Raw genomic sequence first — 26116 nt, 5'->3', positions numbered from 1 at the left:
CTGTGATCAGCGTATAATTCATTCCGGATTACATGTGTCGTACTGCTTGAATTAAAACGTTACACTGAGCAACTACGATAGCAAGGCAACCTTTCGATCGCTGTTATCCCCAGATTTCTTTTATTACCCTTTATGAGGGTGAAATCAGGTGATAAAGGCGAACGCTTCGCTTCTACAGGTTTTCCTTGCCCTCTTCGTTATCGTGTAACAAGTTTTCAAAATAACTAACAAAACATTTTTATATATAAAAAGAGATCAGGGGATTTATAATTTCTTACGGTATTATAATTGGGGGTCGAATGTTCAAATGGTAGCGATCTTTATCATTGGATTTATCGTGTCAATGGGACTGGCTCTTGCCCTGACACCACTTGTCAAAAAGTTCGCAGTCAGAATCGGAGCAATGGATACGCCGAATGCACGTAAAGTGCACACTCGGATTATGCCGCGCCTTGGTGGTTTAGGAATTTTCCTGGCCTTTATTATTACAGTTGCCGCATTGCTTCCTTTTGTGTCATCATGGTTTACTACAAGAGACATGAGCTTTGTCAGTGCTTTTCTGATTGGTGGCTCGATCATCGTACTGATTGGTGCGTTGGATGATCGTTTTGAACTGTCAGCCAAAGTGAAGCTGCTTGGACAAATTATAGCTGCTGCTGTAGTCGTATTCGGATTCAATATTCGCGTAGACTTCGTCAACATTCCTTTTCAGGATGCATACTCTTCATTGGAAGCTTGGGTGTCTATTCCGCTGACGATCCTCTGGATTGTTGGTGTAACAAATGCGATTAACCTGATTGATGGTCTGGATGGTCTGGCCGCCGGTGTATCCGGTATTGCTATTGGTACCATTGCCGTGATGTCCTTCCTGATGGGAAACATGATGATTGCCTTGATGTGCCTTGTGCTTCTCGGTAGTATTGTTGGATTCTTGTTCTTCAACTTCCACCCAGCCAAGATCTTCATGGGGGATACGGGATCACTATTCCTTGGTTTCTCTCTGGCGATGCTGTCCATGCTCGGATTTAAACAAATTGCTGTTGTGTCCTTCATTACGCCGCTGATCATTATCGGTGTGCCACTCTCGGATACCTTCTTCGCGATCATTCGCCGTGCGGTACAACGGAAGCCGATTTTCTCACCGGATAAAGGTCACTTGCATCACTGCCTGCGTGAGCTTGGATTCAGTCACCGTCAGACGGTACTGATCATCTACGGTATTGCCGCATTCTTCGGTGTACTGGCGATTATCCAATCTTCCGCTGCGATGTTCGAAGCCAACTGGGTGACGTTCGTCGTGATCTGTATCATGATGTTCTTCCTCCAGGTCGGAGCAGAAGTCATCGGACTTGTAAGCAAAACCAGAAGGCCGGTCATTAACTTCCTGATGCGTATGCGCGTCAAGATGAACCCGGAAACCCGCTCGAAATCCTAAATAGAAACGCTCGTTTACTGATATTATTGAATATTCTTTCCACCCAAACCTTGTCCTTCATGGACAAGGTTTTTTGTTTATTTTGCTGTTTTTACTAAATAATTGGAACCTTTCGGCCGATATATAACGGTAACTGACTTAAAAAGAGGAGAGATGATACGTAATGCAACAAAAGAAACGGCCGTTGGCATGGATCATGTTGGTCGCTATGGTGTTCTCATTGTTCCCACAAGGTCTGTTCGGTGGGGCCGTTGCTTCGGCTGCGGACGGTGACACGACGACAGGATCTAACGCGTATACCACGTATTTTACACCAGATCTTAGAACGTTAAGGGAGACTGCTGCGCTGACTATCGTGCCAGATGCAACCAAGGCTTTCCTGACACGTTCGAATGCATATACAACCTCAACTTCATCCATTACAATCACTGGTTCTTACGCTTTTGTATCGAATACCAGTTTGAAGGTAAAAGTTGAACAGCTAAATCTGGTTACTAGCGGCTCGGAGAGTAAATGGGTCGCAGACTCTACAAAATCAATTACAACAGCAGTGACTGCTGATCCAAGTGGTAATAATAAATTCACAGCGAACAGTCTGAATCTGTTTCCAGGATTTAATAGAATCACTTTTCTAGGGAACCAAGGGTCAGTAGAACGTTCTGATACATTCTATGTATTGTACGATCAGGCTCCTTTTATTGAGAGCTTTCAAGTGTACACGGACAGTTCTGCTACAGGTGGAAACAAATCCTATAACTTGAATGAGGGTTCTAATACGGTTGTAGATACACAGCGTGTATCTATTCAAGGTAAAGTGCAGAACTCCACGCTCGTTAGCGTGAAAGTGAACGGAGGCGATGAAATCAATGCTTCCATGCTGCAGGACGGATCATTTTTCCTACCTCAGCTTGCCTTGAAGGCTGGACTAAATAACTTGAAATTTAAGATTTCAAGCGCATCCAATGCTATAGAAACAGAACGTTCTATTTATTATTTCGATAAAGATCAACCCTTTACGGATTTGAAAGTGCAATTAGGTGGACAGGACAAATCTATTCTAGGTAGCAATCCAACCTTTACAGGTACAAGTCAAACAACAGCAACCTTGACTGGGCAGGTGCTGCTTCCATATTCAGCGAGTGCCCAGCCATTTAGTCCAACAAATGGTGAGATTACTCTTTCCAATGGGAATTTGACACAACCAGCTAATTTTATCTTTACGACTACCCCTGAGGATGAAATCCTTATTACAGGATCAGATGGTGTTACCATTGAATATCGATTGGTCAAATTTCAGGTAACCACACCTTACAATCTGGAGCTCGCGGCGGATGGGATAACCCCTAAAAAGGAACAAACTTTGCGTGTTCGTCTTGCTTACGGTAATTTCAGTGCGGGCTACAACGCGAGTTACACTTACTCTGCAGGAGCACAGGATATCACCGAGATCTATTATTTGCCTGATTACAAAGCGGGTGAGGCCATTGATTCTCAAACAAAACTGGACGGAACCAAGTTGCAGAGTAATGAGTTCTTCATCCTCGTGGAGTCCAGTGAACAGATCACTGGGGATCTAGTGGGTGAGTATCTGCCAACAGGTACAACCAAGCTTACCATTACACCAGTTGATAACACGGATAAGATGAAACTGACAAACAATCAAAAAGTATATAAAATTTCTGGCTTCCTTGGAGGCGAGCAGCAGGTTCGTTTCTATTACGGAAGTCCAACCAACTTGCCCAAAGTTGTGAAAATCTCCTATGTAACTGCAAGTTCTATTTATGTAGAGAGCCTTCAAAACGGACAGACATATACATTCAATTCTAAAAAAAATGACCAAAAGCTTACGTTAAAGGGACGTTTTATTGGATTTAAAACGATAGGTGGTACTAACTTTGTTGCTGAAGTACTTGTAAATGGTAAAAAGTTTACTACAACGGACAAATTCCCTGCAGATGACGGCACATTCATTGTAGACCTGCCTGTATTAAAGCAGGGGCCGATTGTCTACGGTGAGAACACGATTCTCATTCGTGCTACGGATGAGGATGCGAATAAGCTTCCTATTACGATTTCGACGACGCTGAAAATCAATGTAATCGATCAGAATCAATCGACGGTTACATCTTTCATGCCTACGCTGATTCCTAAGGACTCTCGTCAGCAGTTTATTAACAAACCCATCACGCAATATGAAGATGAAGAAATGAAACGGATCTTCTCAGTCACACCTGAATTTGCGTTTAAAGAGGACAAGTATGTAACAAGCGAAGAGAACTATGATCTTGTTATTAACGGTGGCGGAGCCGAGATCGTAAATGTATATTTTGGCTCAGATAAGATTTTCACCAAAGAATTGACCACAACGACAATATTTGAAGTGAACCAACCTAGTACATCTGGGCTGCCAAGCTATGATATTACAGGGAACAGTGATTTGTTTATCGCCCGGATTCAGAATCTCAAGTTTGATGCACCGGGAACGCATGTATACACGCTCGAACTGATTAACAGCACGGGTGCTAGAACAACCCAGCGGCTTGAGATTGTGCGTGAGCCATCATCCTACCGTATCTTGTCTCCACAACCTACTGTAGGCAGTAAGATCGTTGTGAACAAAAACTTTGTTCGATTCGACATCGAAGCTGAGGGAGCAACGCAAGTATTAATCGGTAAAGAGCCAGCTGTAAAGCGTACAGATATGAACAATCGTTTTGTGCTGGATTATGTAGGTCTGAAGGCAGACAAAGATAACGCAATTAAGATCCAGATTATTCGTGACGGCGGCACAATCAACGACACAATTAATGTGTATTATACAAGTGCCATCGCGATTGATTCTCAATACATGGCGCCTAAAGTGGCCAGTAAATATACGGTGTTTAACAAAAATGTAATGCTTTCATTCCCGAAAGGAACAGTTCTGCAATCTACAACAACGAGCGGTATGGTGAAATTCTATCCCGACAACAAACTATTGTTTGGTATCGCTGATCCAAAAGACGGGGTCGTTGAACGTAAAAATGACTACGGTAACGTCATTGGAGTGAATACGGATGACAGAAGCACGAATGGTGCAAGCGTAATCCGAATACCTACCGAGTTGTCCAGCTTCTTTGCCTCGGTAATCAATACAGCTAACTTCACACAAGTATCTGATATATATTGGATTAGTGGTGGGTTGGGTGAACTTGGTGATCGTGGTACGAACGGGTATAAAGCAGGAACTAACGGAATTACCCCATATTCCATTGATGGAGAGTTCACGAGATATGCGCAGGAGCGTATTTTGACACCTTCCCAACGGGGAACGTTAACTCTGAGCTATGATCCTACTATTGTTGACGATGTAGGTTCTACCATTACGGTATACCGCTACTCGGATGACTCTAACGTAGGTAAATGGGTATCCATTGGTGGTGTAGTAGATACGAAAGGGCACACAATTACGGTACCGTTCGATGAATTTGGTTATTACAAAGTTATGAAGCAAAGCCAGAGCTACCCTGATATCACAAACCATCCATGGGCGCGTAATTTGTTGAATGCGATGTATTCCAAAGGCATCATGAACCCGCTTAGAACAAATGCCTTCGGTGCGGATGATCAAACGACACGTGGTGAGTTTGCTACATTGCTCGTGAGAGGTATGGATATTCCATTAATCAAAACGACTAAAACAACCTTCACTGATGTTTCGGAAAACACGAAATCCGATCGCTGGACATTCGAAGCGATTGAGACGGCTGCACGTGCAGGTATTGTGCAAGGGCTTAGTGATGGATTCTTTGGACCAGATCAACCTGTTACGCGTGAACAAGCAGCAGTTATGATCGCAAGGGCCATGAATGCCAAACTCGCCGCGAATGACAGCAAGTTATCTGCGACATTGGCAAAATCGTTCCTGGATTCAAGCTCTATCGATTTCTATGCACGTCCAGCCATCGTGGCGGTTACAAAAGCCAAAATCATGGAAGGAAGCCCTGTGACGATTCCAGGCGCAACCAAACCTCAATATCAGTTCAATCCGAAAGGTAACATGACTCGTGCGGAAGCTGCCAAAATTGCAGTAGAGCTACTCAAGAAGAGCACGAAGCTATTCCCTAAAACGTTGAGCTAATCTAGTATAGTTATGAATATTTGGAGAGGACCTGTCCCTGTTGATAAAAAGGGCGGGTTCTTTTTATGGCCGTATAATCACTGGTAAAGAACACTTTTATAATAGAAGAAAAGAGTTTTTTACCAATATCTATTTTTGTAATTTGCTAGAGTTTAAGATACAATAACGGTAAATACACAATGATCTAGAGGGTGAAGTTAGCTAATGAAACCGATTTATTCGAAAGCCCAGCTGGGCTACATGAAGGCAAAGACACAGTTCGAGAAACAAGCAGTCATTCTGGAGAAGAAAATAGAAGATACACGTAAAACGCAGGAAGTTTCCCAAGAAGTGATGGAAGGGCTTGTACAGGCGACTGGCTTCCATGAGGCGTATAACAATTTGGTTCTGGCTGAGAATGACTTAATTGAATGGTCTCACACCACGATGAAACATGAGAAGACGTACCGGGAAAATAGACAACCCATTGACGACATGTATCTGAGATTGAACAGTGATCCGAATATGCGTGCTCAAATTATTGATCTTGCGATGAAAATTCGCTAAGTTATAGAACCAGAGTATTACGAAAGACATTCCATATGGAATGTCTTTTATTTATTTTGTAATTAGAAGAATTTGTCGCTTCATGCAGCGCGTTATCGGGTATAAATAAACGTCCCCATCAATCCAGACACAAGATAATTTCCTTCAGATTGCTCCATCATTGGTGGTTTACAGGTTTTGAACCTCGCATTTACCCGCACTGTATCAATACATAAATAAGTTCAAAACTTTTTTTGCTGAATCCGCAACTTTTTGAAATCTGCTGCGTTTAAGATGTAGAGTCAAAAACATTGGGGAACTTACCAAGAATGACCTCGTGAAGAATCTTGTCTATTTATTAGAAAAAATTGCTTTACGGCATGGAAGACCCATTGTATAATACGTAAGGTAGGATTAGGAAACTACTCTATTTTCGTATGGATCTATTATTATTATCGTTTACAAGTTTCTGTGATATGCTCACAGACATCATTTATATTAACTTGCTCATGACTCTGGAAAGGGGGTGCGACAATAGAATGAGGAACACGAGCGACCCTATTAAAGAAAATTCCAATGTTATGAACGCCCAAGGAGGAGAAAAAAAGGTTATGAAGAAAATTTTATCCGTAGCTCTGTCTACAGCAATGGCATTCTCAATGTTTGCATCTGTAGCATTCGGTGATACAGCAGTTTCGCCACAACAACAGTTTGATGCATTGAAAGCAAAAGGTGTTTTCACTGGTTACCCAGATGGAACAGCTGGTTTGGACAAAGAGATGACTCGCGCTGAGTTCGCAAAGGTTATCACTAAATTGCTTGGCCTGAAAGAAATCACTGGTGTATATTCTTACAACGATAAAAACTACAATGCTAAAAACTGGGCTGCTCCTTACATCGAAGCAGTAACAGCTGCAGGCATCATGGAAGGTAAAAACGTTGAGAAGAAAATCTTTGACTTCAACGGTAAAGTAACTATCGAAGAAATGGCGAAAGTTCTGACAATCGCTTTGGACCTCGAAGTTCCAACTGAAACTAACAACAGTGCGACAGCTTGGGCTAAAGGTTATGTTCAAGCAGCAATCAACGCTGGTCTGCTTGACACTAGCTTGAACTTCCAATCTAACGCTTCCCGTCAATTGCTTGTAGGCGCTGCTTACGCGATTGATCAAGCTCAAAGCTTGAAAGTTGCTTCTTATGAAGTAAGCGAAGCTGGTAAAGTTGTTACTTTCAAAATCAGCGACGGTGAATCCGTTAAAGTAACTTTGGATAAAGCTCTCGAAGCTAACAAAGAAACTGAAGTGAAATTCACTTACAAAGATAAAGAGTTCACTGAGAAAGTTACTTATGTAGTAACTACAGCTACTAAGTTGGAAACAGCTACTGCATCTAACTTGGCTCAAGTAGTTCTGAACTTTGATGGTAAAGTTGACAAAAACACTGCAGAAGATGCTGATAACTACACAGTTTGGGAGCGCGACAACCATAGCGCAACTAAAAACGTTAAATCCGCTGTTCTGTCTGCTGACGGAAAATCCGTTACTCTGAATGTTGCTACTACTAGTACTGATGTAGGTTTCACTAACCAATTGGCTTACCAAGTAAGCTTTAATAACATCAAAGCTGGAGACAAAGTTCTGAGTGTAACTAACCAAGAGTTCACACCAGTTGACTCCACATTGCCTGTTGTTGAGAGTGCACAAGCTCTGGGTAACAAAACAATCCGTTTGGTATTCAGCGAGCCAGTTAAAAATGCAAACCCTGGTAACTTCCAAGTAGACGGAAATACTTTGGTTGGTACAACTAAAGTTACAGGAAATACTGTAATTGTTAAATTGTACACTGCTCTTTCTGATGGTGCACACAAAGTAACTGCGACAAATGTTGAAGATTATGCTGGATTCAAGTCTTTGGCTAAAGAATTGAGCTTTGATGTAGTTGCTGATACAACTGCTCCAACAGTTGCTGTAGAAAGTGCTACTTTCGAAACAGTGACATTGAAATTCAGCGAGCCAGTTGATCCAGATACAGTATTGGCTTCCAACATCTATTGGTTGCAAGGTTCTACTAAGAACTACGCTACTGGATCGGTACAACAAATTTCCGATGACACTTTCAAATTCACTTGGGCTAACAAGTTGCAGTACGCAAGTGATGTTTATGTGACTAATGTAAAAGATTACTCTGGTAACACAATCGCTGCTGATACTAAAGTTGCAGTGAACCCTGTATTGGATCAAACTCGTCCAGAAGTTGTAAATGCTGAGTTGAAATCTGATGCTAAAACAATTACTGTGAAGTTCTCTAAAGCATTGGAAGCAGCTTCTGTATCTTCTAGCGACTTTGTAATCAAAGATGCAGATGGTAAAGAAGTAAGTAAATTGAAAACAACATCGGTTTCCGCAGATGCTAAAACTGTAACAGTTACTCTTGCTACTGCACTGACAGCAGGAAAAGCTTACACTTTGAACATTACTGGTGTTAACGACAACACTACATTGAAAAATGTAATTCTTCCTTATTCTAAAGAACTGACTGCAAAAGATAGCACAGCGCCAGAAATTGATGGAACAACTGTTGTTAGAAACGTAACTAACAACACAATCACAGTTTCCTTCAACGAAGCTATGGCTGTATCTGGAGACGGAGCAATTACTGACCGTGCCAAATACTCCTACTATGTTAACTCAACTGATGGATGGCAAGTTCTTCCTTCCTCAGTGAACATTAATGTTTCTTCCGATGGTAAATCCGCTATTCTTGGTTTCCCATCCAACATTCAAGTTGCAAATGTTCAACAAGTTAACGTTCGTCTTGTAAAAGACGTTGCGGGTAACTACCTGAAAGATCTTACTTCTGGTAACCTCAATGTAGTTAATGCTACTGCTGTTGCTTATAATGCTGCAGCTGCTACAGCAACTAACAAAATTGAAGTTGCATTCAATAAAGCTTTGCTCTCAAGCACAGTTACTGCTTCTGACTTCACAGTTAAAGCTGGTTCAACTGAGCTGAGCGTAATCAATGCTACATTGGCAAGTGACGCTAAAAAAGTTGTTTTGACTCTTGCTGATTCCACTAAGTTGAATGAAAATGGTACATTTGGTGCAGGAGTTGCTGTAACAGTAGATGTTAAAACTAATGCTACAACTTCCACTTCAGCTGGTGAAGTGATTGCTAATGGTTCCAAAACTGTAACTGATAGCATCCCAGCTACTGTAGATACTATTAAAGGTCTTGCTAACGGAAACCTGCAAGTTACATTTAATGAGAACCTTGTAGCTGCTCCTGCTGACCTTGATAACATTGCAACTGATTTTGTTATCAAAAATGATAATGGAACTTTGGTTCCTAATAAAGATTATAAAGTTGAATCTGTCACAAATGGCGTTGTAACTATTAGCTTCACTGCTAGTCAAGCTGGTATTGCAGAAGTATCTATCCCGAATCCTAGATTCTTGAAAGATGCTAACGGAACAGTAGTAGCTTCTTCCACTGCAAGTGAAGTAGAAGTTAAAGTGTTAGATGTTACTGCTCCTACTGCAACTCTGCCAGCAACAACTGGCACTACTAACAATGCTACTACTGTTGTAGCTACATTTAGTGAAGGTCTTTACATCAATGGTACAGCTGTTGCTAATAACACTGACGTTAAAACTGCTTTCACACCAGCAGGTGGCGTAACTATTACTTCAGCAATTTATGATGCAACTGCTAAAACAGTTACATTTACAGTTGCTGATGCAGTAGATAACAGCACAATTACACATCATAATGATGCTACAGCATTGACAGATGCTGTTGGTAACAAATATGTAGCAAAAGTTTACACTTACGCTGCTGCAGGAACTATCTGGACTACTAACTAATTAGTCTAGGTCTTTAAGAGAGGATTCCAATTGGAATCCTCTCTTTTTTTCATTTTAACAACATCGTAACTTTCTCCTCTCTCAAAACGTTTATACTATAAAGCAACAAGCAACTTATGGGAGGTTTGGAAGTGGATCAAAAGAAAATGGTTGTGAGCTTGCTCGCAAGTGCTTTGTTGATCAGTTCAACAGCTGGCATTGCAATGGCAGCGAGTACAACGAATAAAACGTCTGCCACCAGTTCAAATAGCAGTGCATCTAAGAAAACAACATCAACGAACAAAGTCGTACATACACTGAGTAATTTGTCCCCTGTAAAGGTAACGGCACGTAGCTCCGTGAGATTAACAGATGTGAACATCTTATCTCAGGATGATGGAAACGTTGTTACGTATACATTGACGTACAAGAACAATGACAGTACCCCGATGATGATGCTCGATTACTGGAGCAAGGTAAAGACCAAGGGAGGGACTCTATTCTCACCCAAACTGATTGCGAAAGATCAGGAGAAGAAAACGGTTGCGCCTGGATCAACGGTTGAGTTGACCTATGTTATGAAAGTTGGTCGCGAAGTGAAGCTGAGTGATCTGAACTTTCTCATCGTAAAATGGGATTTCAGTCAATCTAACTATGAACGTACGCTGGGTAAGTTTAATGTACCCGCATCCTATAGTATTACTACACCCGTAGGCAAACCGAAGACGGTTCGTCTAAGTGATTCTGCAGTGAAGGTGAAAGTGTCTGGTATTAAAGTGTTCCCAGGTGAAGATAAGAATCAGTATGTCAAAATTGGCGTGAATTTAAACAATATTAGTTACAAATTACTTGAAAATCCGAATATCAAATGGATCTTACGTACGCCAAGTGGTACGAACTACCCGTTGACGCCAGACAAGGATAGTACAAGCGTTAGCATTCAGGCTCAGGCTAATAAGGCACTCAGTCTGATGGCTTCTCTCCCCACTTCGGTAAAGCTGCAAAAGTCTGAGCTGTTGCTGGTGGAGGAGCAGGGTGAAGAGAAGACGGTCTTACCTGTTGCTGCGTTGCAGCTGCCTGAGGCAAGTAAAGCTACGAATGTAGAGGTGGCTGCAAATCAACCCAATATCATATCTGTTGAGGGACAACGATTATCTACATTGCTTGAGTCAGCAAAGGTCCGTATTGATGACGGTGAATATGATCTGAATATGCAATTTGTACTTAAGAACGAAGGCAAGAAAGCTGTTAAAGTACCAACATATACATTTGAGGTACGAACTGCTGACGGAACGGTTTATCCTATTGAAACCAAGGCATTAGATGCATTAAAGCTTAATCCGGGAGATATTAAAACGATTAAACTCAACGCGACCTTACAAGGTGATGGGGACACAAGCAAAATTAAGCTGTACGCGATGAGTCCTTTGGATAAGACTGAAAGCACGGATACAACGACTCCAACGAGTACAAGTAGCTTTGTTTTCTCCTATCCTGTAGGCGTATATGCGATTCCGCAATCTGTATCCACTGGAGACGGTTTGACAACCGAGACGGTCATTAAAAATAGTAAAGGAACGTTTGGTGTTTCGTTGGGATCGTTACAGCGTTTACCATGGTCGGATAGTGACATTGTGGCTGCGAAAGTAACGATTCGTAATGCTGGCAACAAAACGGTGCAGCTCCCAGAGCTCGAAGCCATGTTCACCATTGACTCGGCTCAAATTGATGGAGATAAGAAGTTAATCTATACGCAAAGCGGAAAACTGCTTGGAGCGGGTATGACGACCGAGGCTTATCTATTGACTAAAATTCCTTCTGAGCTTCGCATGGGACGTTTGGAAGTAAGTTTGATCGAAAAGGTTAGTGAAGAAGAAACAAATGAGTGGATCACATTAAATACGTCCGGTTTGATCCAGCCTGTATCCTACGTAGCAACGGGTAAGACCTATACAACTGGCATTGCGGATAAAGAGACTGAAATGGGTGTGCGTAGAACGATCCGTTACCCAGGAACCTCATCTGATATCGTATATACCGAATTCGAAATGACAAACAAATCGTTGCGTCAAAGTGGGCTTGGCAAACTGGTGGGTTACTTCAAAACATCGGACGGTCAATATTACAGAGCAACTGCAAAACAATCTGAGCGTTCACCTGGGCCAGGCCAGAAATCAATTGTTACATTCTGGGCTAAGGTTCCGAAGTCAGTCACATTCTCGGATATGCGGTTGGTTGTGGGTGAAGGCATAGCAGATAGCAAGTTTGTCATCGGCGAAGGGGAAGCCACAGCCTATGTGAATGCTCTGGCATTCGAAGTGCCACCAACTTCTATCAGTGTTCAAGGGACGCTGAACAATATTGATCTCTATCCATATTCGCTCTCTGCTAGTAGTGTACGTGTATATCTGGCAGGCAGCTCGTCCGTACAGGTTGAGATGAATTATAGCTTATCTCGCAATGAAGAGATTGAGATGGGCGAGAACGAACATAAATTAATTATCGCACTGACCGATCAAGCAGGTAAAACTTATGAGAAAGAGTTAGTCCTGGGAACCGATCTGAAAGCGGGAACGAATCAAACACTCACTTGGAGTGTAGAAGACAGCTTTTTCGAGAAACTGCGTGGAGGCTCGTATCGTTTGGCGGTATATGACCAGTTCCAGGGACAACGTATTCGTCTTGCGGAACAAGGCTATGGATACGATCTGACCAAGCTTCCAAAGGAAGAACCTGTAGATTCAAGATGAACGAAATCTTTCTACGAGATTAGTGATTTATCCACAAAACCTCGTTTCCAGAGAAATGGAAGCGAGGTTTTGCTTGTCGCATCCCTACTTTTTCTCTATAGTTAAAGTTAATAGATTTCCAGAGGAGGAAAATAAATCACATGAAGCCTTATATGAAAGTATCCCTGGCTGCGCTGGCGATTGGTGTTGGCGTGTGGGTTGGCTCTGTATACAGCAATACGGCAATAGGTGCAGGCACAAGCCAACCGGGAACAGCAGATGATCCGGTAGTGACCAAGAGTTATGTTGATCAACAAATTCAAAAGGCTCTAGGTGGCGGCACGAACACAGGGTCTGGAAATACATCAGGTAGCAACAGCGGATCTACGGGAACCGGAAACTCGGGAAGTACAGGTGGAGATACAACGCTGCCTCCATTGGTATCAGGAGCTTCTGATGCTGTTGAGATTGTAACTGTAAAGCCAGGTCAACAGCTGATCGGTGCATCTGGCGCGGAGTTCATCGTACGCAGCGGTAAAGCTGTGATCGTCAGTGAAGGTACGAATGGTGTAGCTGATCTGACGGACGGGGTTGACTTGACGAATGGTCAGACAGCACCGACCAATCACTTGCTCTCTTTTCCAAGAGATGGACGGGGTATAACGGTATTGGATGGTAACAAGTACAGCCTGACTGTCATGGTACGTGGTGGATATTCTCTGAAATAGGATGAGCACTTTTCGGACTTTTTATTCATTTCATTTGTTCAGATTAACCAGTTCTAACAAACATTAATACGGCTAGCCAGCACTGTTCCTGCTCACTCTATAATTGTACAAAAACAATAACCGGAGGTGCAGGAATATGGCTAGAAGCAACCGCAGAGTGGTACCGGAAAGTCGTCAGATGTTGGATCAGATGAAGTATGAAATGCTGCTGAGTTTGGTCTGAATGTGGGATATGGCGGTAGAGGCCTTGCTGGTGCAGATACCGAATTTGGTTCTGAACTGGGTGAGGTGAGTGATCACTCCTATGGACAGTATAAAGGCTGGGGCCATCTGACTTCCCGTGAAAATGGGTCGGTCGGTGGAGAGATTACGAAACGGCTGATTCGCCAGGCAGAGCAGCACTTATAGGGTGTTTTCCTTATCCCCATTTGTTTGACACGTCTTGACAAATACGTTAAGATGGCAGTTGAGGTACGCAGCCTTTTCCACTAGGGAAAGGTTGATTTTTTGTTGAGGCCATTACCTGAAAAATCCTTATCTTCGTAACTGCGGACCCTGCGTCCTTATTCCGCCCGGAAAGCTTTCGAGGGTACAGTGAACGAATCAACGTAAATGTTTTGTTCGGGCAATCGCCATACTACTGGTTATGGGAGGTTGAAACTTCAATGTCTATTAAAGGCCGACATCTATTCACATCGGAGTCTGTAACTGAAGGACATCCGGATAAAATTTGCGATCAGATTTCGGACGCCGTGTTGGACGCGTTCCTGGCGAATGATCCAAACGCTCGTGTAGCGTGCGAAGTTTCCGTGGCTACAGGCCTTGTGCTTGTCATCGGTGAAATCAGTTCAGCGTCTGAATACGTGGACATACCGTCCATCGTTCGTAATACGATTAAGGAAATTGGGTACACTCGTGCCAAGTTCGGTTTTGACTTCAATACTTGTGCAGTTCTGACTTCTCTTAACGAGCAGTCTGCTGACATTGCACAAGGCGTTAACGCAGCTCTGGAGAACCGTGACCCGGAACAAATGGCTCGCGAGACAGAGAACATTGGTGCTGGAGACCAAGGTCTAATGTTTGGTTTTGCAACCAACGAAACACCTGAACTCATGCCTTTGCCAATTGCATTATCCCACCGTATCGCTCGCCGCTTGGCTGAAGTGCGTAAAAACGGTACATTGGAATATCTTCGTCCGGATGGTAAAACTCAAGTAACGATTGAATACGACGGTGACAAACCGGTACGTGTTGATACAATCGTCGTGTCTACTCAGCATGCTGAAGAGACTACATTGGAGCAAATTCAAAAAGACATCAAAGAACATGTAATCCTGCCGGTCGTTCCAGCTGAATTGCTGGATGAGCAGACTAAATATTTCATCAACCCAACAGGGCGTTTCGTTATTGGCGGACCTCAAGGAGATGCGGGCTTGACTGGACGTAAAATCATCGTAGATACCTACGGCGGTTATGCACGTCACGGCGGTGGCGCGTTCTCCGGTAAAGATCCAACAAAAGTAGACCGTTCCGCAGCTTATGCAGCTCGTTATGTAGCGAAAAACCTTATTGCTGCAGGTCTTGCCGACAAAGTGGAAATCCAGCTCGCTTACGCGATTGGTGTGGCCAACCCGGTATCGATCAACGTAGATACATACGGAACAGGCAAAGTCAGCGAAGAGAAATTGGTTGAGCTTGTGCGTAACAACTTCGATCTTCGTCCAGCTGGTATCATCCGTATGCTGGATCTGCGTCGCCCAATCTACAAACAAACAGCTGCATATGGTCACTTCGGCCGTACAGATCTGGATGTACCTTGGGAGCAAGTGGACAAAGCAGATATTTTGAAAGTGCAAGCAGGTCTTTAAGTTAACAGTTAAACTTGAATGCAAATATGATATACATGAAGCCTTTGGTTCCTCTATGGAGCCAGAGGCTTTTTTTGCATCTTTAACCAAAATAAACAACCTATAATTACCAAATGATTAAACGAAATCTCTTCTCTGACCGACATACATATAGAGGTCTGTATATCAGATATGAGGATAATGAAATGAGGAGGAAGGATGGGTGTTTGTGAATAAATGGGCCCGTAAGGGATTGATTAGTCTTATGATCGGTATGTTAGTTGCACAAGGTTGGTTGACCGGATGGGTAGGAGGAAGTATCGCTTATGCAGCCGATCTTACAGGGAAGGGAATTAGCTCGACGACTCCTGCTTTAAACGAACAACAGGCGAGTGGATCAGCACCACTAACAATTGAATTCATCAAACCGGTAAAAAAAGTCGCTGCTACGATAGAGAAAATCTCTGTACGCCGGGTACAGGATGACTCCATCGTTACAGAAGTTCCCGTAACGGATGAAGCAGTTACAGTCTTAGCAGATGATGCGGTTGCCGATGCAGATTTGGGGAGAAATGTACGTATTCAGCTTCCCGCATCTCTGCCTGGTGGATCATTCTATGTCATGATTGGCAGTCAATCTTTTGTTTACGGCGATGGTCAGTCGGTGGAGGGATTAAACAAGGAGTGGACATTTCGAACGGCTGGAGTTGGTTCTGCACAGGTAAAAGCTCAGTCGCCTCTTAATGCTGCTACGAATGTAACTGCCTCAGCTAATATTCAGCTCACATTTGACCGGGCGATGAAGGTGGGAGCGGGCAAGATGCAGATCTATCGTGGCAGTACACTAGTGGAAGAGATAGATGCCAATTCGTCACGGATTAGCTTCAATACGGACAGAAAGACGGTAACCGTTGATCCTGTGAACAATTGGGCGAGCAACAGCACGATTTACATAGAAGTGCCGGAAGGATTTTTGCGTGATGATCTGAACAATGATATGAGCACCATTCAGCGGACGACTTGGGGATTCAATGTCATATCTGACCCGACAGCACTAACAGTATCCAGCCTTTCGCCTTCGAATGGAGCAACGGGAGTATCGCTGTCCGGTGAATTCACCTTAACGTTCAACAAGGAGCTGGACCGTAATTTTACAAGCTCGGCTACGGTGAAAAACGCAAATGGCGGAATTGTGGCCTCCACTACGTTAATTAATACGTCCAACCCTAGACAATTGCGTATTATCCCGCAAACGAGTCTCACCAGCAATACAACGTATACCATTGATATTCCTGCCAATGTATTCCGGGATCAAGCGGGCAACCTGTTTACAGGCTTGAATGGAGCAACATCGTGGACAGTTAGAACTCTGACGGTAGATACAACGGCTCCTGTACTCAAGACAGCGAAAATGTATAGCAACTCAATCATTCGATTGACCTATGATGAGTTGCTCTCCAGCCTTGACCCATTTGCCTCCAGCTTCACGGTTACAGTAAATGGGGAGAACCGGAATGTGAGTACCTCTTACGTTTCAGGAGATAGCGTTTATGTCGTATTAGATACCGGTGTAGCAGTTGGACAAGTGGTTAGAATTGCGTACGCTCCGGGAACAGGAACACGCAAAATTCAGGATTTATCTCTCAATGCAGCAGCAGCATTTTCAGCTAGAGATGTGGAGAATAGTCTAGATTCCATCATGTCCAAGCCTCGTGAAGGTAACGCTTATTACAATACCATTACCCTTTACTATCCAGAGACAGTCTATATAAGCTCCAGTGATGCGGTAAGACAATTCAGTGTGACAGCAGATGGATCAGGGGTGGGTATTAGCAGTATTTCTACCAATAACAGTTCGATAGTAACACTAAATCTCAGCCGTTCGATCCAAAATGGTGAAGTGGTACAAGTATCCTATGCACCAGGAACGTGGCCAGTGAAAGACAGTCGTGGTCAGGCCCTAGCTGGATTCAACGGGTTCTATGTACGTAACAGTATCGACACGAAACCACCTGAATTCAAGAGTGCAGAAGTAAGTGGTACGAAGATGTGGATCAGATACAACGAGCCGCTGAGCCGGAACAACAAACCGCTCAAGAGCCAATATTCGGTTTTGGTAGACGGAAAAGCCGTCTATGTCAATGATACAGATATAGAAGATGACCTGATTACTTTGACGCTGGCAAACACGGTTTCAAGTACTCAGAACGTTACGTTTTCTTATGTACCGGGTACCTTGCGGTTAACCGATCTAAACGGCAACCCTGCAGGCTATGTTAACCTGGCTCCGGTTACTTTCACCTATGGAAATGGAAAAATACTTTCGGCTACCTTGCAGGGAGACAAAGTATATATTAACTTCCGGGATACGCTTCAGGCACAAACAGCATTAACTGCTTCCCAGTTTAGCGTGCAGCTTGGAGGAACAACAACGAATGTTCTGAACGCTTCCATATCGGGTTCAATTGTGACTTTGAGCCTTTCGAACTCGGCGACAGCGGGCCAGACAGGCACCGTCAGCTATACTCCAGGTGCTGTGCCATTACGGGATGCGTTAAATAACACTATTGCAGCATTTGGACCGCTTGCATTGCAGCAAAATGGCAGTTCCACAGGTAGCCAGACGACAAACAGTCGCCCTTCTTGGCTAACTGAACAGGATGCATCAAGCTATGGACAGGCATTGCTCGTCATGAGCAGTGATACGGCTGCTACTGCCTCCATGATGTCACGAAATAACCGTTCCACTCGTCAATTTAATGTGGATGCGACCAAGCTTTTGCAGGCCTTCCAGTACGCAGCAACATCTGGAAAAACGGCACAGCCTGTTGTATTTGAGGTCCCTGCCAGTGAATCTTCCGCCTATGTAGGATTTCCACTCAATACACTGGCTCAGGCTGTAACAAGTAATCGGACAGGTTCAATCGGTATCAAGTATGGGGATCGTCTGTGGACAGTTCCTTTGAACAATTTGAATGTATCCACAATGAGTCAAAGTGTAGGTGGGAATACAACCAGCACAGATGCCTCCTACTTGTATGTGCAGCTCGAAACCGTACCTGTATCAAATTCAGGAACCATAGATGGGATGTTGGCAAGTGCAGGGGCGCAGAAACTTGGAAATGTTACAGATATCTACCTATCTGCGTTTAACGGGAATACGAATCAGCGGGTAGAACAGAATTTTAAAAGCCAACTGTCGATGCAGCTACCTGTGAACACACCTACTGTGACATCCGGGTTTACTTATATTGATCCGATTACACTAATTCTCGCAAATGTACCTCATACGTTCGCAAATACGACAACAGGAGTAGTCATTAAAGGACAGATAAACGGTAATCAAACCGTGGTCCCTGTAACTCATGCCGTAAGCTATCAGGATACGGCCAGTCATTGGGCCGGTGCTGTCATTAAAGAGTTGTCGTCCAAATGGATTATCGGTGCAACGAATGGTTCCTTCTACGGACCCAATCAAACGATTACGCGTGCAGAATTTGCTGAATTGGTAGCCAAAGGACTTGGGTTAAAGGGAGATCAGACAGCTGCACGTCGTTTCCGCGATATTCGTGGTGGTGATCTTACAAGTGCCTATATAGGTGCTGCGGCAGAAGCAGGTATTATTACAGGAAATACCGATGGTACCTTCAAGCCGGATAGTGCGATTACCCGTGAACAGATGTCCATTATGATGGTTCGGGCCATGAATTATGGTGGAAAAACGGTATCACTGCAATCTTCAGCGGCCTCCACATTATCGAAATTCAAGGATAGCAACAAAATCCAATCCAAGGATTCTGTCGCCAAAGCAGTGCAAGAAGGAATCATCCAAGGAATGACGTCCAAAACATTTGTCCCTCAAGGTAATGCTACTCGTGCACAAGCAGCGGTGATGTTGAAGCGTGTACTGAACAAGTTGGGCTATCTATAAGAGACATTGTTGTTATAAGAATTTATAAATAATTGAAGGACTTCAATAGTACAGGGCAACCTTGTGCTTCTGAAGTCTTTTTTCTATTGAAATGAGAAATTACACGTAAAACATAATCAGATACTCAACCAATAAATACCTGAATTCAGGCTCCGGGCGTAACTTTTTCCACAAAAAGTAGTCTATTAATAGAAGAGTATACTAGAAATCTCGCTATCTGCTGCCACGTGGTAGAGATCGTGATATCTAAGATTGATATACAAGATGGGAGAGACGTTTCAAACATGCTGGGGAAACAAGGGAAACGGCTGAACGACGTTAAGGGCAGCAAGGCGAAGAAATGGGCGATTGTGACGCTGGCAGGCGTGATCTGGATTGCACCGGTTCTGGGAGCGGGACAACAGGTGTGGTCGGGAAGTTCATGGCAGTCAGTAGCCGCTGCGGCATCTACAACGACAAGCAAATTAAGTGAAGAAATTCTGACTTCGGGTGCGAAGTTGATGAAATACAGTTATACAACAACACGTTCCGGCTCGAAGGTGAACGTACTGGCAGACGTCATTCAAGTGGATTTGCAGAATCCCTATGTGAAGCTGGACGTCATGACAGGCAAGGGCGGCAATCTGAACAGTAAACAAAGCACGGGTGGCATGGCTAAGGAAAACGGAGCAGTAGCCGCCGTGAACGGCGATTATTTCAATGTATCCGGGGAACTTGCTCCTATCGGTGGACAGGTCTCGGACGGGGTCCTCGTATCTACACCATCGGAATTGTCAGGCATGTATGCCCTTACCGTAACCAAAGACGGCAAGCCGATGATTGATGAATATTCATTCGATGGCACCGTGAAGGCAGACGATGGTTCGACGTTTGCTTTGCGTGGGATAAATAAGGAGGATTACACGGTCGAATCGGGTTCGGTCAAGTACAGCCATGCCAATTCGATGTATATTTATACACCGGCTTGGACGTCCACGAAGCGGCCGAATGATCCTTCGACCACACCAACTGAGGTACTTGTGCAGAACGGTGTAATTACCCAGATTTCCGATAAAAAGGCGTTAGACATGACGGTGCCGGAAGATGGGTATATTTTGCGTGCGCATGGAACGGCTGCGACATGGATTATGACTCACCTGGCGGTTGGGCAGACGCTGAATGCGGATTACAAGCTAAAAGCCAAAACAACCGGGGAAACTGTTGATCCGAGCAACCTGCAAATGATGATTGGCGGTCATACCATTCTGGTGAATGGTGGCAAGGCGGCTACGTTTTCCCGCGATATTGTAGCTTCCGGGATCGGTGGTATTCGTGCCAGAACGGCAGTAGGGTATTCTCAGGATGGTCGATATGTCTACATTATTGCAGCGGAGAAAAACAGTAATAGCAGCGGCATGTCGCTGACTGAACTGCAATCCTTCATGACCAGCATTGGTGTATGGAAAGGCATGAATCTGGACGGAGGCGGCTCCACAACGATGGTAACTCGTCCGCTCGGCGAGGAGACAGCAGGGCTTACGTTCAACACGGAGTACGGTACAGAGCAGCGTCAGGTTGTAAACACGCTGGGCGTGTTCTCTACGGCTCCAGAAGGTAAGCTGAAGGGCTTTGCCGTGAGTGGCAGTCAAACGTTGCTGGTAGGGCAAGAGGGCAAGTATACAGCCAAAGGATATGACACCTACTATAACCCGATTGCGACAGGCGATATCAAGATGACGTGGAAATCGAGCAACAACGGCATCGTGAGTGTAAGCAATGGAACGATCAAAGGTGTGAAACCAGGCACAGCGACGCTCACCGCAACAAGTAACGGTGCTTCATCTTCCATTAAAGTTACCGTGCTCGGTGGCAGTGAACTGGCTTCACTGACAGCAGGATCTGGACTGGGATCGCTCCAAGCGGGCACAACGATCTCCATTCCGGTGACGGCGAAGACCAAAGACGGACAAAGTGTAACGGTTCCGGCGGACTCGCTGACATGGGAATTTATCGGTTTCAAAGGTAAAGTGGCTGCAGACCAATTAACCGTATCTTCTGTGAATTCCGGTGCTCAGGTTGGTTATGCAATCGGTCGTTACGACGGCTACAGCACGGTGGTTGTGCTCTCCGCTGCAGCAAGTGAAACGATATGGGAGAATTTCGAAAATGTAAGCTACCCGATCAACTTCACCACCAACGCAGCAGGTGTAACCGGATCGGCTTCCGTGACAGCCGGAACAGGTGAAAAAGCGGGCTCCAAGGTGCTGCAGCTGAGCTATGACATGACCGTGGGAATAGGTAAAATGTATGCTTATGCCCAACTAAACGGTTCCACTGGCAAAGAGGTATCTGCGACAGCTACATCGATGTCTATGGATGTTATGGGAGATAAGAGCTTGAACTGGCTGCGTGCTGAATTTACTGATGCCAGTGGAAAAACGGTATATGCCGACCTCGCTAAAGCGATTGATTGGGACGGTTGGAAAAAGCTGAACGTGGACCTGAATGGGCTGAACATTGCTTATCCGGCGAAGCTGAAACGGGTGTATGTGGTGAATGTGGAAGAAGGTCAGGATGAGCGTGCGAAGACAGGCACGGTTGCTTTTGACAACCTTGCTTTCACCATGCCATCCAAATCCAGTGAAGTAGGGTTGCCTACAGGAACTGCTTCGCTGGTGCTTGGACAGAAATCCATGACGGTGAACGGAACGAAAAAGGCAATCGACGCCGCACCTGTACTGAAAAATGGAACAACTTATGTTCCAATCAAGCATGTATTGGATGCTTTTGGCGGACAGGCGAGCTGGGACAGCAAAAATCAACGGATTACTGTTGTGCGTGGTGGTAAGCTAATCGATCTGGTTGTAGGTCAGAAAGAATTCATTATTAATGGTAAAAGACAAAGCGCAACAGTCGCACCTTACGTATCGGGTGGTAGGACTTTAGTACCTCTCAGACTCGTTTCGGAGCAGCTTGGACTGACTGTAAAATGGGAACAGAACACGAAGACCGTTACCATCTCATCGTGATATGGTATGATATATACCGGAAACGATAGAAATGGAGTCGAACAAACGTGGATTTACAAGCCGATGCCATAGACCGCGTCATAAAAAACGCCATTCAAGTCATGGAAAACAGTAAATATCAAATGTTTGAGATTATGGACTCAACCCGTAATGAGCTGAAAACGCTGAACGAGGAGTTGAAGTCGGTTCTGAAGGAGACGGCGGAAACGATCGAGAAAGTAGATCAATTGGAGCTGAACTACCGCCGCTCCCGGATCCGGCTAACCGAGGTTAGCCGTGACTTCGTCCGTTATTCCGAGCATGATATCAAGCAGGCGTATGAAAAAGCGACGCAGTTACAGCTGGATCTGATGATTTACCGTGAAAAGGAAATGTATCTGAAAGCCCGTCGGGATGATCTGCAGAAGCGTGCCAAAAATGTGGAAGCTTCGGTGGAGCGCGCCGAGACGATCGGTTCCCAGATGGGGGTTGTACTGGAGTATCTGTCGGGTGAGTTGGGTCAAGTGACCCGTATTATCGAATCCGCCAAAAATCGACAAATGATTGGTTTGAAAATAATTTTGGCCCAGGAAGAAGAGCGGAAACGTATTGCCCGTGAGATCCATGACGGACCTGCACAGATGCTCGCAAATCTAGTGCTTAGGACGGAAATTGTAGAAAGAATGCTCATAAAGCAGGATTTTAAGATGGTCCAGGCCGAAATAGTAGATTTGAAAGGCCAGGTTCGTTCGAGTCTTGGAGAAATGAGAAAAGTTATTTTCAATTTGCGTCCTATGGCACTGGATGACCTGGGATTGATTCCGACGCTTCGGAAGTACGTGCAGGATTTTGAAGAAAAAACAAAAATCCGCTCGCTTTTTGAAACGAGAGGCAAGGAACACCGTTTGTCTTCCGCAATGGAGGCAGCGATCTACCGCCTCGTGCAGGAAGGTCTGTCCAATGCTGCAAAGCATGCTTATCCCACTTATGTTGTAGTGGAAATTACATACCAGGCTCAGCTCGTCAAAATTGTCGTGCAGGACAATGGGCATGGATTCAAACCGGAGCTTCTTGCGAAGAAGAGCAAGGATCATACCCACTTCGGTCTGATTGGGATGAGAGAGCGGGTTGAACTGTTAGAAGGAAGAATAGAGATCGAATCCGCGGAAAATCAAGGAACCAAAATAGTGATTCATATCCCGACAAACGTGGATAAGGGAAAGGAGTAGCAGGATGGAAAACCGTGATACTGGAAAGACATCAATTAAAGTTCTTTTGGCTGATGATCATCAGCTGTTCCGTGAAGGTTTGAAACGCATTTTAAATATGGAGGACGACATTGAGGTCATCGGCGAATGCGGCGATGGAATTCAGGTGCTCGAATTCTGTAATCAGGATAAACCGGATATCGTATTGATGGACATCAACATGCCGGTAGAAAACGGGGTTGAAGCAACGGAGAAATTGCGTGAGCTGTTCCCGGATGTCAAAGTCATTATCTTGTCTATTCATGATGATGAGAGCTACGTGTTCGAGACGCTGCGGAAAGGCGCTAATGGATATCTGCTGAAAGATATGGAGGCCGAGTCCCTGATTAATGCGATTCGTTCCGTTCATGAAGGGCATGCATTCATCCACCCTAAAGTAACGGGCAAACTGATCATGCAGTTGCGTCGTATGACGTATCTTAATGAGACAGGGGCAATGAGTGAGGGAGCTTCGAAAGAGGCAGGCGTTAAATTTGTCGCGGGCGACAACAATCCGCTTACTCGTCGTGAGGCTGAAGTGTTGCGTCTGATGGCTGAAGGTAAGAGCAATAAAATGATTGGTGAGTTCCTGTTCATCAGTGAAAAGACAGTAAAAAACCATGTCAGCAGTATTCTGCAGAAGATGGAAGTAGACGATCGTACGCAAGCGGTTATCAACTCGATCAAATATGGTTGGGTTACGCTCTAATATACAATTGTAATGATGTAGTGTGTTGTTAACAAATATAGGCTTCTGTTTACTCGCGCCCATTCCAAGATATTGGACTGGTTAGCGGGTTAATGGACTTTATTACAGCAAATGATCAAAGTGTGAAGCTGTGTAGAACTTACGTTAAGCTTCGGCATGAATGAGTGAACGACCTGGCCTGTCTTCTTCGTCCAGTGTCGATCAGAATGGAATATGAGCGTTCGGGATTTGCAAGTGTAACCCTTCAGGGGATGCAGCATATACTGCTGTATACAGGGATGTTCGCCATGGGTGAGCATGACCTTCCGAGGAGGTGCAGTTGCCATGGTTGCTCATCTGACTATGATTCTGCTCATATACTTCCTGGCGGCAATGGCCGTTCATGCCATGCACCAGCGCCATCTTTCTCGTCCGGACCCCGAAGGCTACGAGCAGATTCTGCTCATTCCTTCCAATCAGGAGCAGCGGATTGAAGGTATTGTAAGAGCGCTTTGCCGGGAATTATTTTACCGTGGAAAGAGCTTCACATTGACGGTTGTCGCTGATCGTACGGAAGCCGAAACGGTTCGAATCATTGAAAAGCTTATGCATAGGCAAGGGATGGAGTTATCCTATTTGTCTGCTGTCCCTTCCGATATGGAGCAGGGGAATCAGACAGGGAATCGTTCTATTCGCCTTATCGATTTGCGTGAGCCGAAGCAGTAGTTGCTTTTTTCGGGTTGAAATCACTATTCGTACGAAATGCTGAGACAGACCGGCTAAAGAATGTCATCAGTCAGACAGTACTTTTAATGTAGTCATACCTGCTTGCCAAGTTAAGCTTGGATTTCAGAAGTTCGAGGTTAAAGATTACAGCGTATGCTGTAGTCTTTTTTTGTCATTGTAGCCAAGCTTGCTGATAAATTAAATATGGGTTTTTATGCAATGTATGGTTATTGCAGGGTTTCTGTTCTTCTTTAGTTAACAATCAGAAGCTTTTTGAAATCAGAACTCTTAAGTTAAAAGTATAGACGGTACGGATTGGAAAAAGTTTCGCGTATTCAAAGAAAGATTATCGTTAATAGAGAATTGGTAAAAGGATACAAGGAAGAGGGTTTGGAATTACAATAACTTGTAACACCACTCCACGATTGATATAGTGGTAGTACAAATGGATATGTTTTGATTGGAATGACATGAAGCACATGCTCCGACGAAAAGTCGGGTTGGCATGTGCTTTTTTGCGTTTCGGGATATTGAAGCTGAGGGAGGAGAGCAGATGAAGGTTGGTTTATATGTGTGTCGAGTGAGAGAAGGGTGGAAGATGATTCTATCACTGGATATCCGAGTGGATGCGGCGTGGTGGCTAGAGGGTGTAAGTGGACAGCAGGTGTTGAAGTGGTTGCTGCTAGGCAGGGAGTTGCCTTTAAGTCAGGCTTCATGGATGGTAGAGAATTTTGAATCGGAGAAGGAAATGAATCAGTGGGTCGAACGTCATTGGCAGGTATATATGCGACGGAAACTGGAAGGGTACGAGCGGGCCTCCGGGGAACTGGAGGCTAGGGCAGAGATGGCGGGGAATGTGGGGATTGCCGCTGTAAGAGTTGCGGAGGTAGGCGGGATGGCAGAGCCATATCCCGCGGGGGAGTGGGCTCAGCTGGAGCGGGGCGCGGCCCTGCTGGCTGAGCGGCTTCGCGGCCGCCAATTGCTGGCGGCCGAGGCAGAGGCGCTGCTGGCGGATACGGCGCCGCAGCTTGCCTCGGTTTGGCGGGCGGCTGCGCAGCTCGCGCACCTATGGGGGCGGCTGAGCATAGCAGCCGCCCTGGAAGGGCCTGCCACGCGGCGGCAACGCATCGCGTGGCTTGGTCGCGCGCACAGCGCGCCCCGCTGCCGCCGATGCGGCAGCTTTGCCGGGCAGCGCGTGCCCTGCGCTGCCTGCGGCCTGGCGGCGTGCGCCTACTGCGAGGCTTGCCTCGCGCTGGGGCGCAGCCGTGCCTGTGCGCTGCTGCTGCGCAGCGCAGCGCCAGGGGCCAT

The 26116-nt window shown here is 45.0% G+C and carries 12 protein-coding genes and 2 pseudogenes; all 14 read left to right on the top strand.

The window, feature by feature from the left end:
* Positions 1-307: 307 nt before the first annotated feature.
* A complete protein-coding gene (locus QP794_RS08295) occupies positions 308-1435 on the top strand; it encodes a glycosyltransferase family 4 protein (RefSeq protein WP_285075797.1) in 1128 nt (375 codons plus the stop codon).
* Positions 1436-1598: 163 nt separating this feature from the next.
* On the top strand, positions 1599-5555 hold the full coding sequence (locus tag QP794_RS08290; protein WP_285075796.1) for an S-layer homology domain-containing protein: 3957 nt from the start codon (positions 1599-1601) through the stop codon (positions 5553-5555).
* A gap of 204 nt (positions 5556-5759) precedes the next feature.
* A complete protein-coding gene (locus QP794_RS08285; RefSeq protein WP_285075795.1) occupies positions 5760-6101 on the top strand; it encodes a hypothetical protein in 342 nt (113 codons plus the stop codon).
* Between the two features lie 416 nt (positions 6102-6517).
* Positions 6518-9946, top strand: coding sequence for an Ig-like domain-containing domain (locus QP794_RS08280; protein WP_285075794.1), 3429 nt, complete (start codon positions 6518-6520; stop codon positions 9944-9946).
* A 131-nt stretch (positions 9947-10077) separates the two neighbouring features.
* Complete coding sequence (locus QP794_RS08275; RefSeq protein WP_285075793.1) at positions 10078-12675, top strand: hypothetical protein; 2598 nt, start codon at positions 10078-10080, stop codon at positions 12673-12675.
* Between the two features lie 140 nt (positions 12676-12815).
* Positions 12816-13382, top strand: coding sequence for a hypothetical protein (locus QP794_RS08270; RefSeq protein ID WP_274568671.1), 567 nt, complete (start codon positions 12816-12818; stop codon positions 13380-13382).
* 136 nt (positions 13383-13518) lie between these two features.
* Positions 13519-13790 (top strand): annotated as a pseudogene (locus QP794_RS08265) (alpha/beta-type small acid-soluble spore protein).
* A gap of 257 nt (positions 13791-14047) precedes the next feature.
* The gene (metK, locus tag QP794_RS08260; RefSeq protein WP_285075792.1) at positions 14048-15250 is read left to right on the top strand and encodes a methionine adenosyltransferase; all 1203 of its coding nucleotides are present in this window, start codon (positions 14048-14050) and stop codon (positions 15248-15250) included.
* A gap of 202 nt (positions 15251-15452) precedes the next feature.
* The gene (locus tag QP794_RS08255; RefSeq protein WP_285075791.1) at positions 15453-19160 is read left to right on the top strand and encodes a SwmB domain-containing protein; all 3708 of its coding nucleotides are present in this window, start codon (positions 15453-15455) and stop codon (positions 19158-19160) included.
* Positions 19161-19444: 284 nt separating this feature from the next.
* Positions 19445-22168, top strand: a complete 2724-nt coding sequence (locus QP794_RS08250) for a stalk domain-containing protein (protein ID WP_285075790.1) — start codon at positions 19445-19447, stop codon at positions 22166-22168.
* Positions 22169-22215: 47 nt separating this feature from the next.
* Positions 22216-23376 carry a sensor histidine kinase gene (locus QP794_RS08245; RefSeq protein WP_285075789.1) on the top strand — a complete coding sequence of 387 codons (1161 nt, stop codon included), beginning with the start codon at positions 22216-22218 and terminating at the stop codon, positions 23374-23376.
* A gap of 4 nt (positions 23377-23380) precedes the next feature.
* Positions 23381-24103, top strand: a complete 723-nt coding sequence (locus QP794_RS08240; protein WP_063567747.1) for a response regulator transcription factor — start codon at positions 23381-23383, stop codon at positions 24101-24103.
* Positions 24104-24394: 291 nt separating this feature from the next.
* A complete protein-coding gene (locus QP794_RS08235; protein WP_285075787.1) occupies positions 24395-24808 on the top strand; it encodes a hypothetical protein in 414 nt (137 codons plus the stop codon).
* 895 nt (positions 24809-25703) lie between these two features.
* A pseudogene (locus QP794_RS08230) lies at positions 25704-26116 on the top strand (DNA/RNA helicase); the annotation flags it as partial.

The organism is Paenibacillus sp. UMB7766-LJ446 (assembly GCF_030226665.1).
Classification (GTDB): Bacteria; Bacillota; Bacilli; order Paenibacillales; family Paenibacillaceae; genus Paenibacillus; species Paenibacillus vandeheii.
This window is presented reverse-complemented; position numbering and strand designations above follow the sequence as displayed.

What these genes read in the sequence shown, in the direction of transcription:
- QP794_RS08240 (WP_063567747.1), top strand. Translation starts at nt 23,381, where the DNA reads ATGGAAAACCGTGATACTGGAAAGACATCAATTAAAGTTCTTTTGGCT.
- QP794_RS08280 (WP_285075794.1), top strand. Translation starts at nt 6,518, where the DNA reads ATGGATCTATTATTATTATCGTTTACAAGTTTCTGTGATATGCTCACA.
- QP794_RS08295 (WP_285075797.1), top strand. Translation starts at nt 308, where the DNA reads ATGGTAGCGATCTTTATCATTGGATTTATCGTGTCAATGGGACTGGCT.
- QP794_RS08285 (WP_285075795.1), top strand. Translation starts at nt 5,760, where the DNA reads ATGAAACCGATTTATTCGAAAGCCCAGCTGGGCTACATGAAGGCAAAG.
- QP794_RS08290 (WP_285075796.1), top strand. Translation starts at nt 1,599, where the DNA reads ATGCAACAAAAGAAACGGCCGTTGGCATGGATCATGTTGGTCGCTATG.
- QP794_RS08250 (WP_285075790.1), top strand. Translation starts at nt 19,445, where the DNA reads ATGCTGGGGAAACAAGGGAAACGGCTGAACGACGTTAAGGGCAGCAAG.
- QP794_RS08270 (WP_274568671.1), top strand. Translation starts at nt 12,816, where the DNA reads ATGAAGCCTTATATGAAAGTATCCCTGGCTGCGCTGGCGATTGGTGTT.
- metK (WP_285075792.1), top strand. Translation starts at nt 14,048, where the DNA reads ATGTCTATTAAAGGCCGACATCTATTCACATCGGAGTCTGTAACTGAA.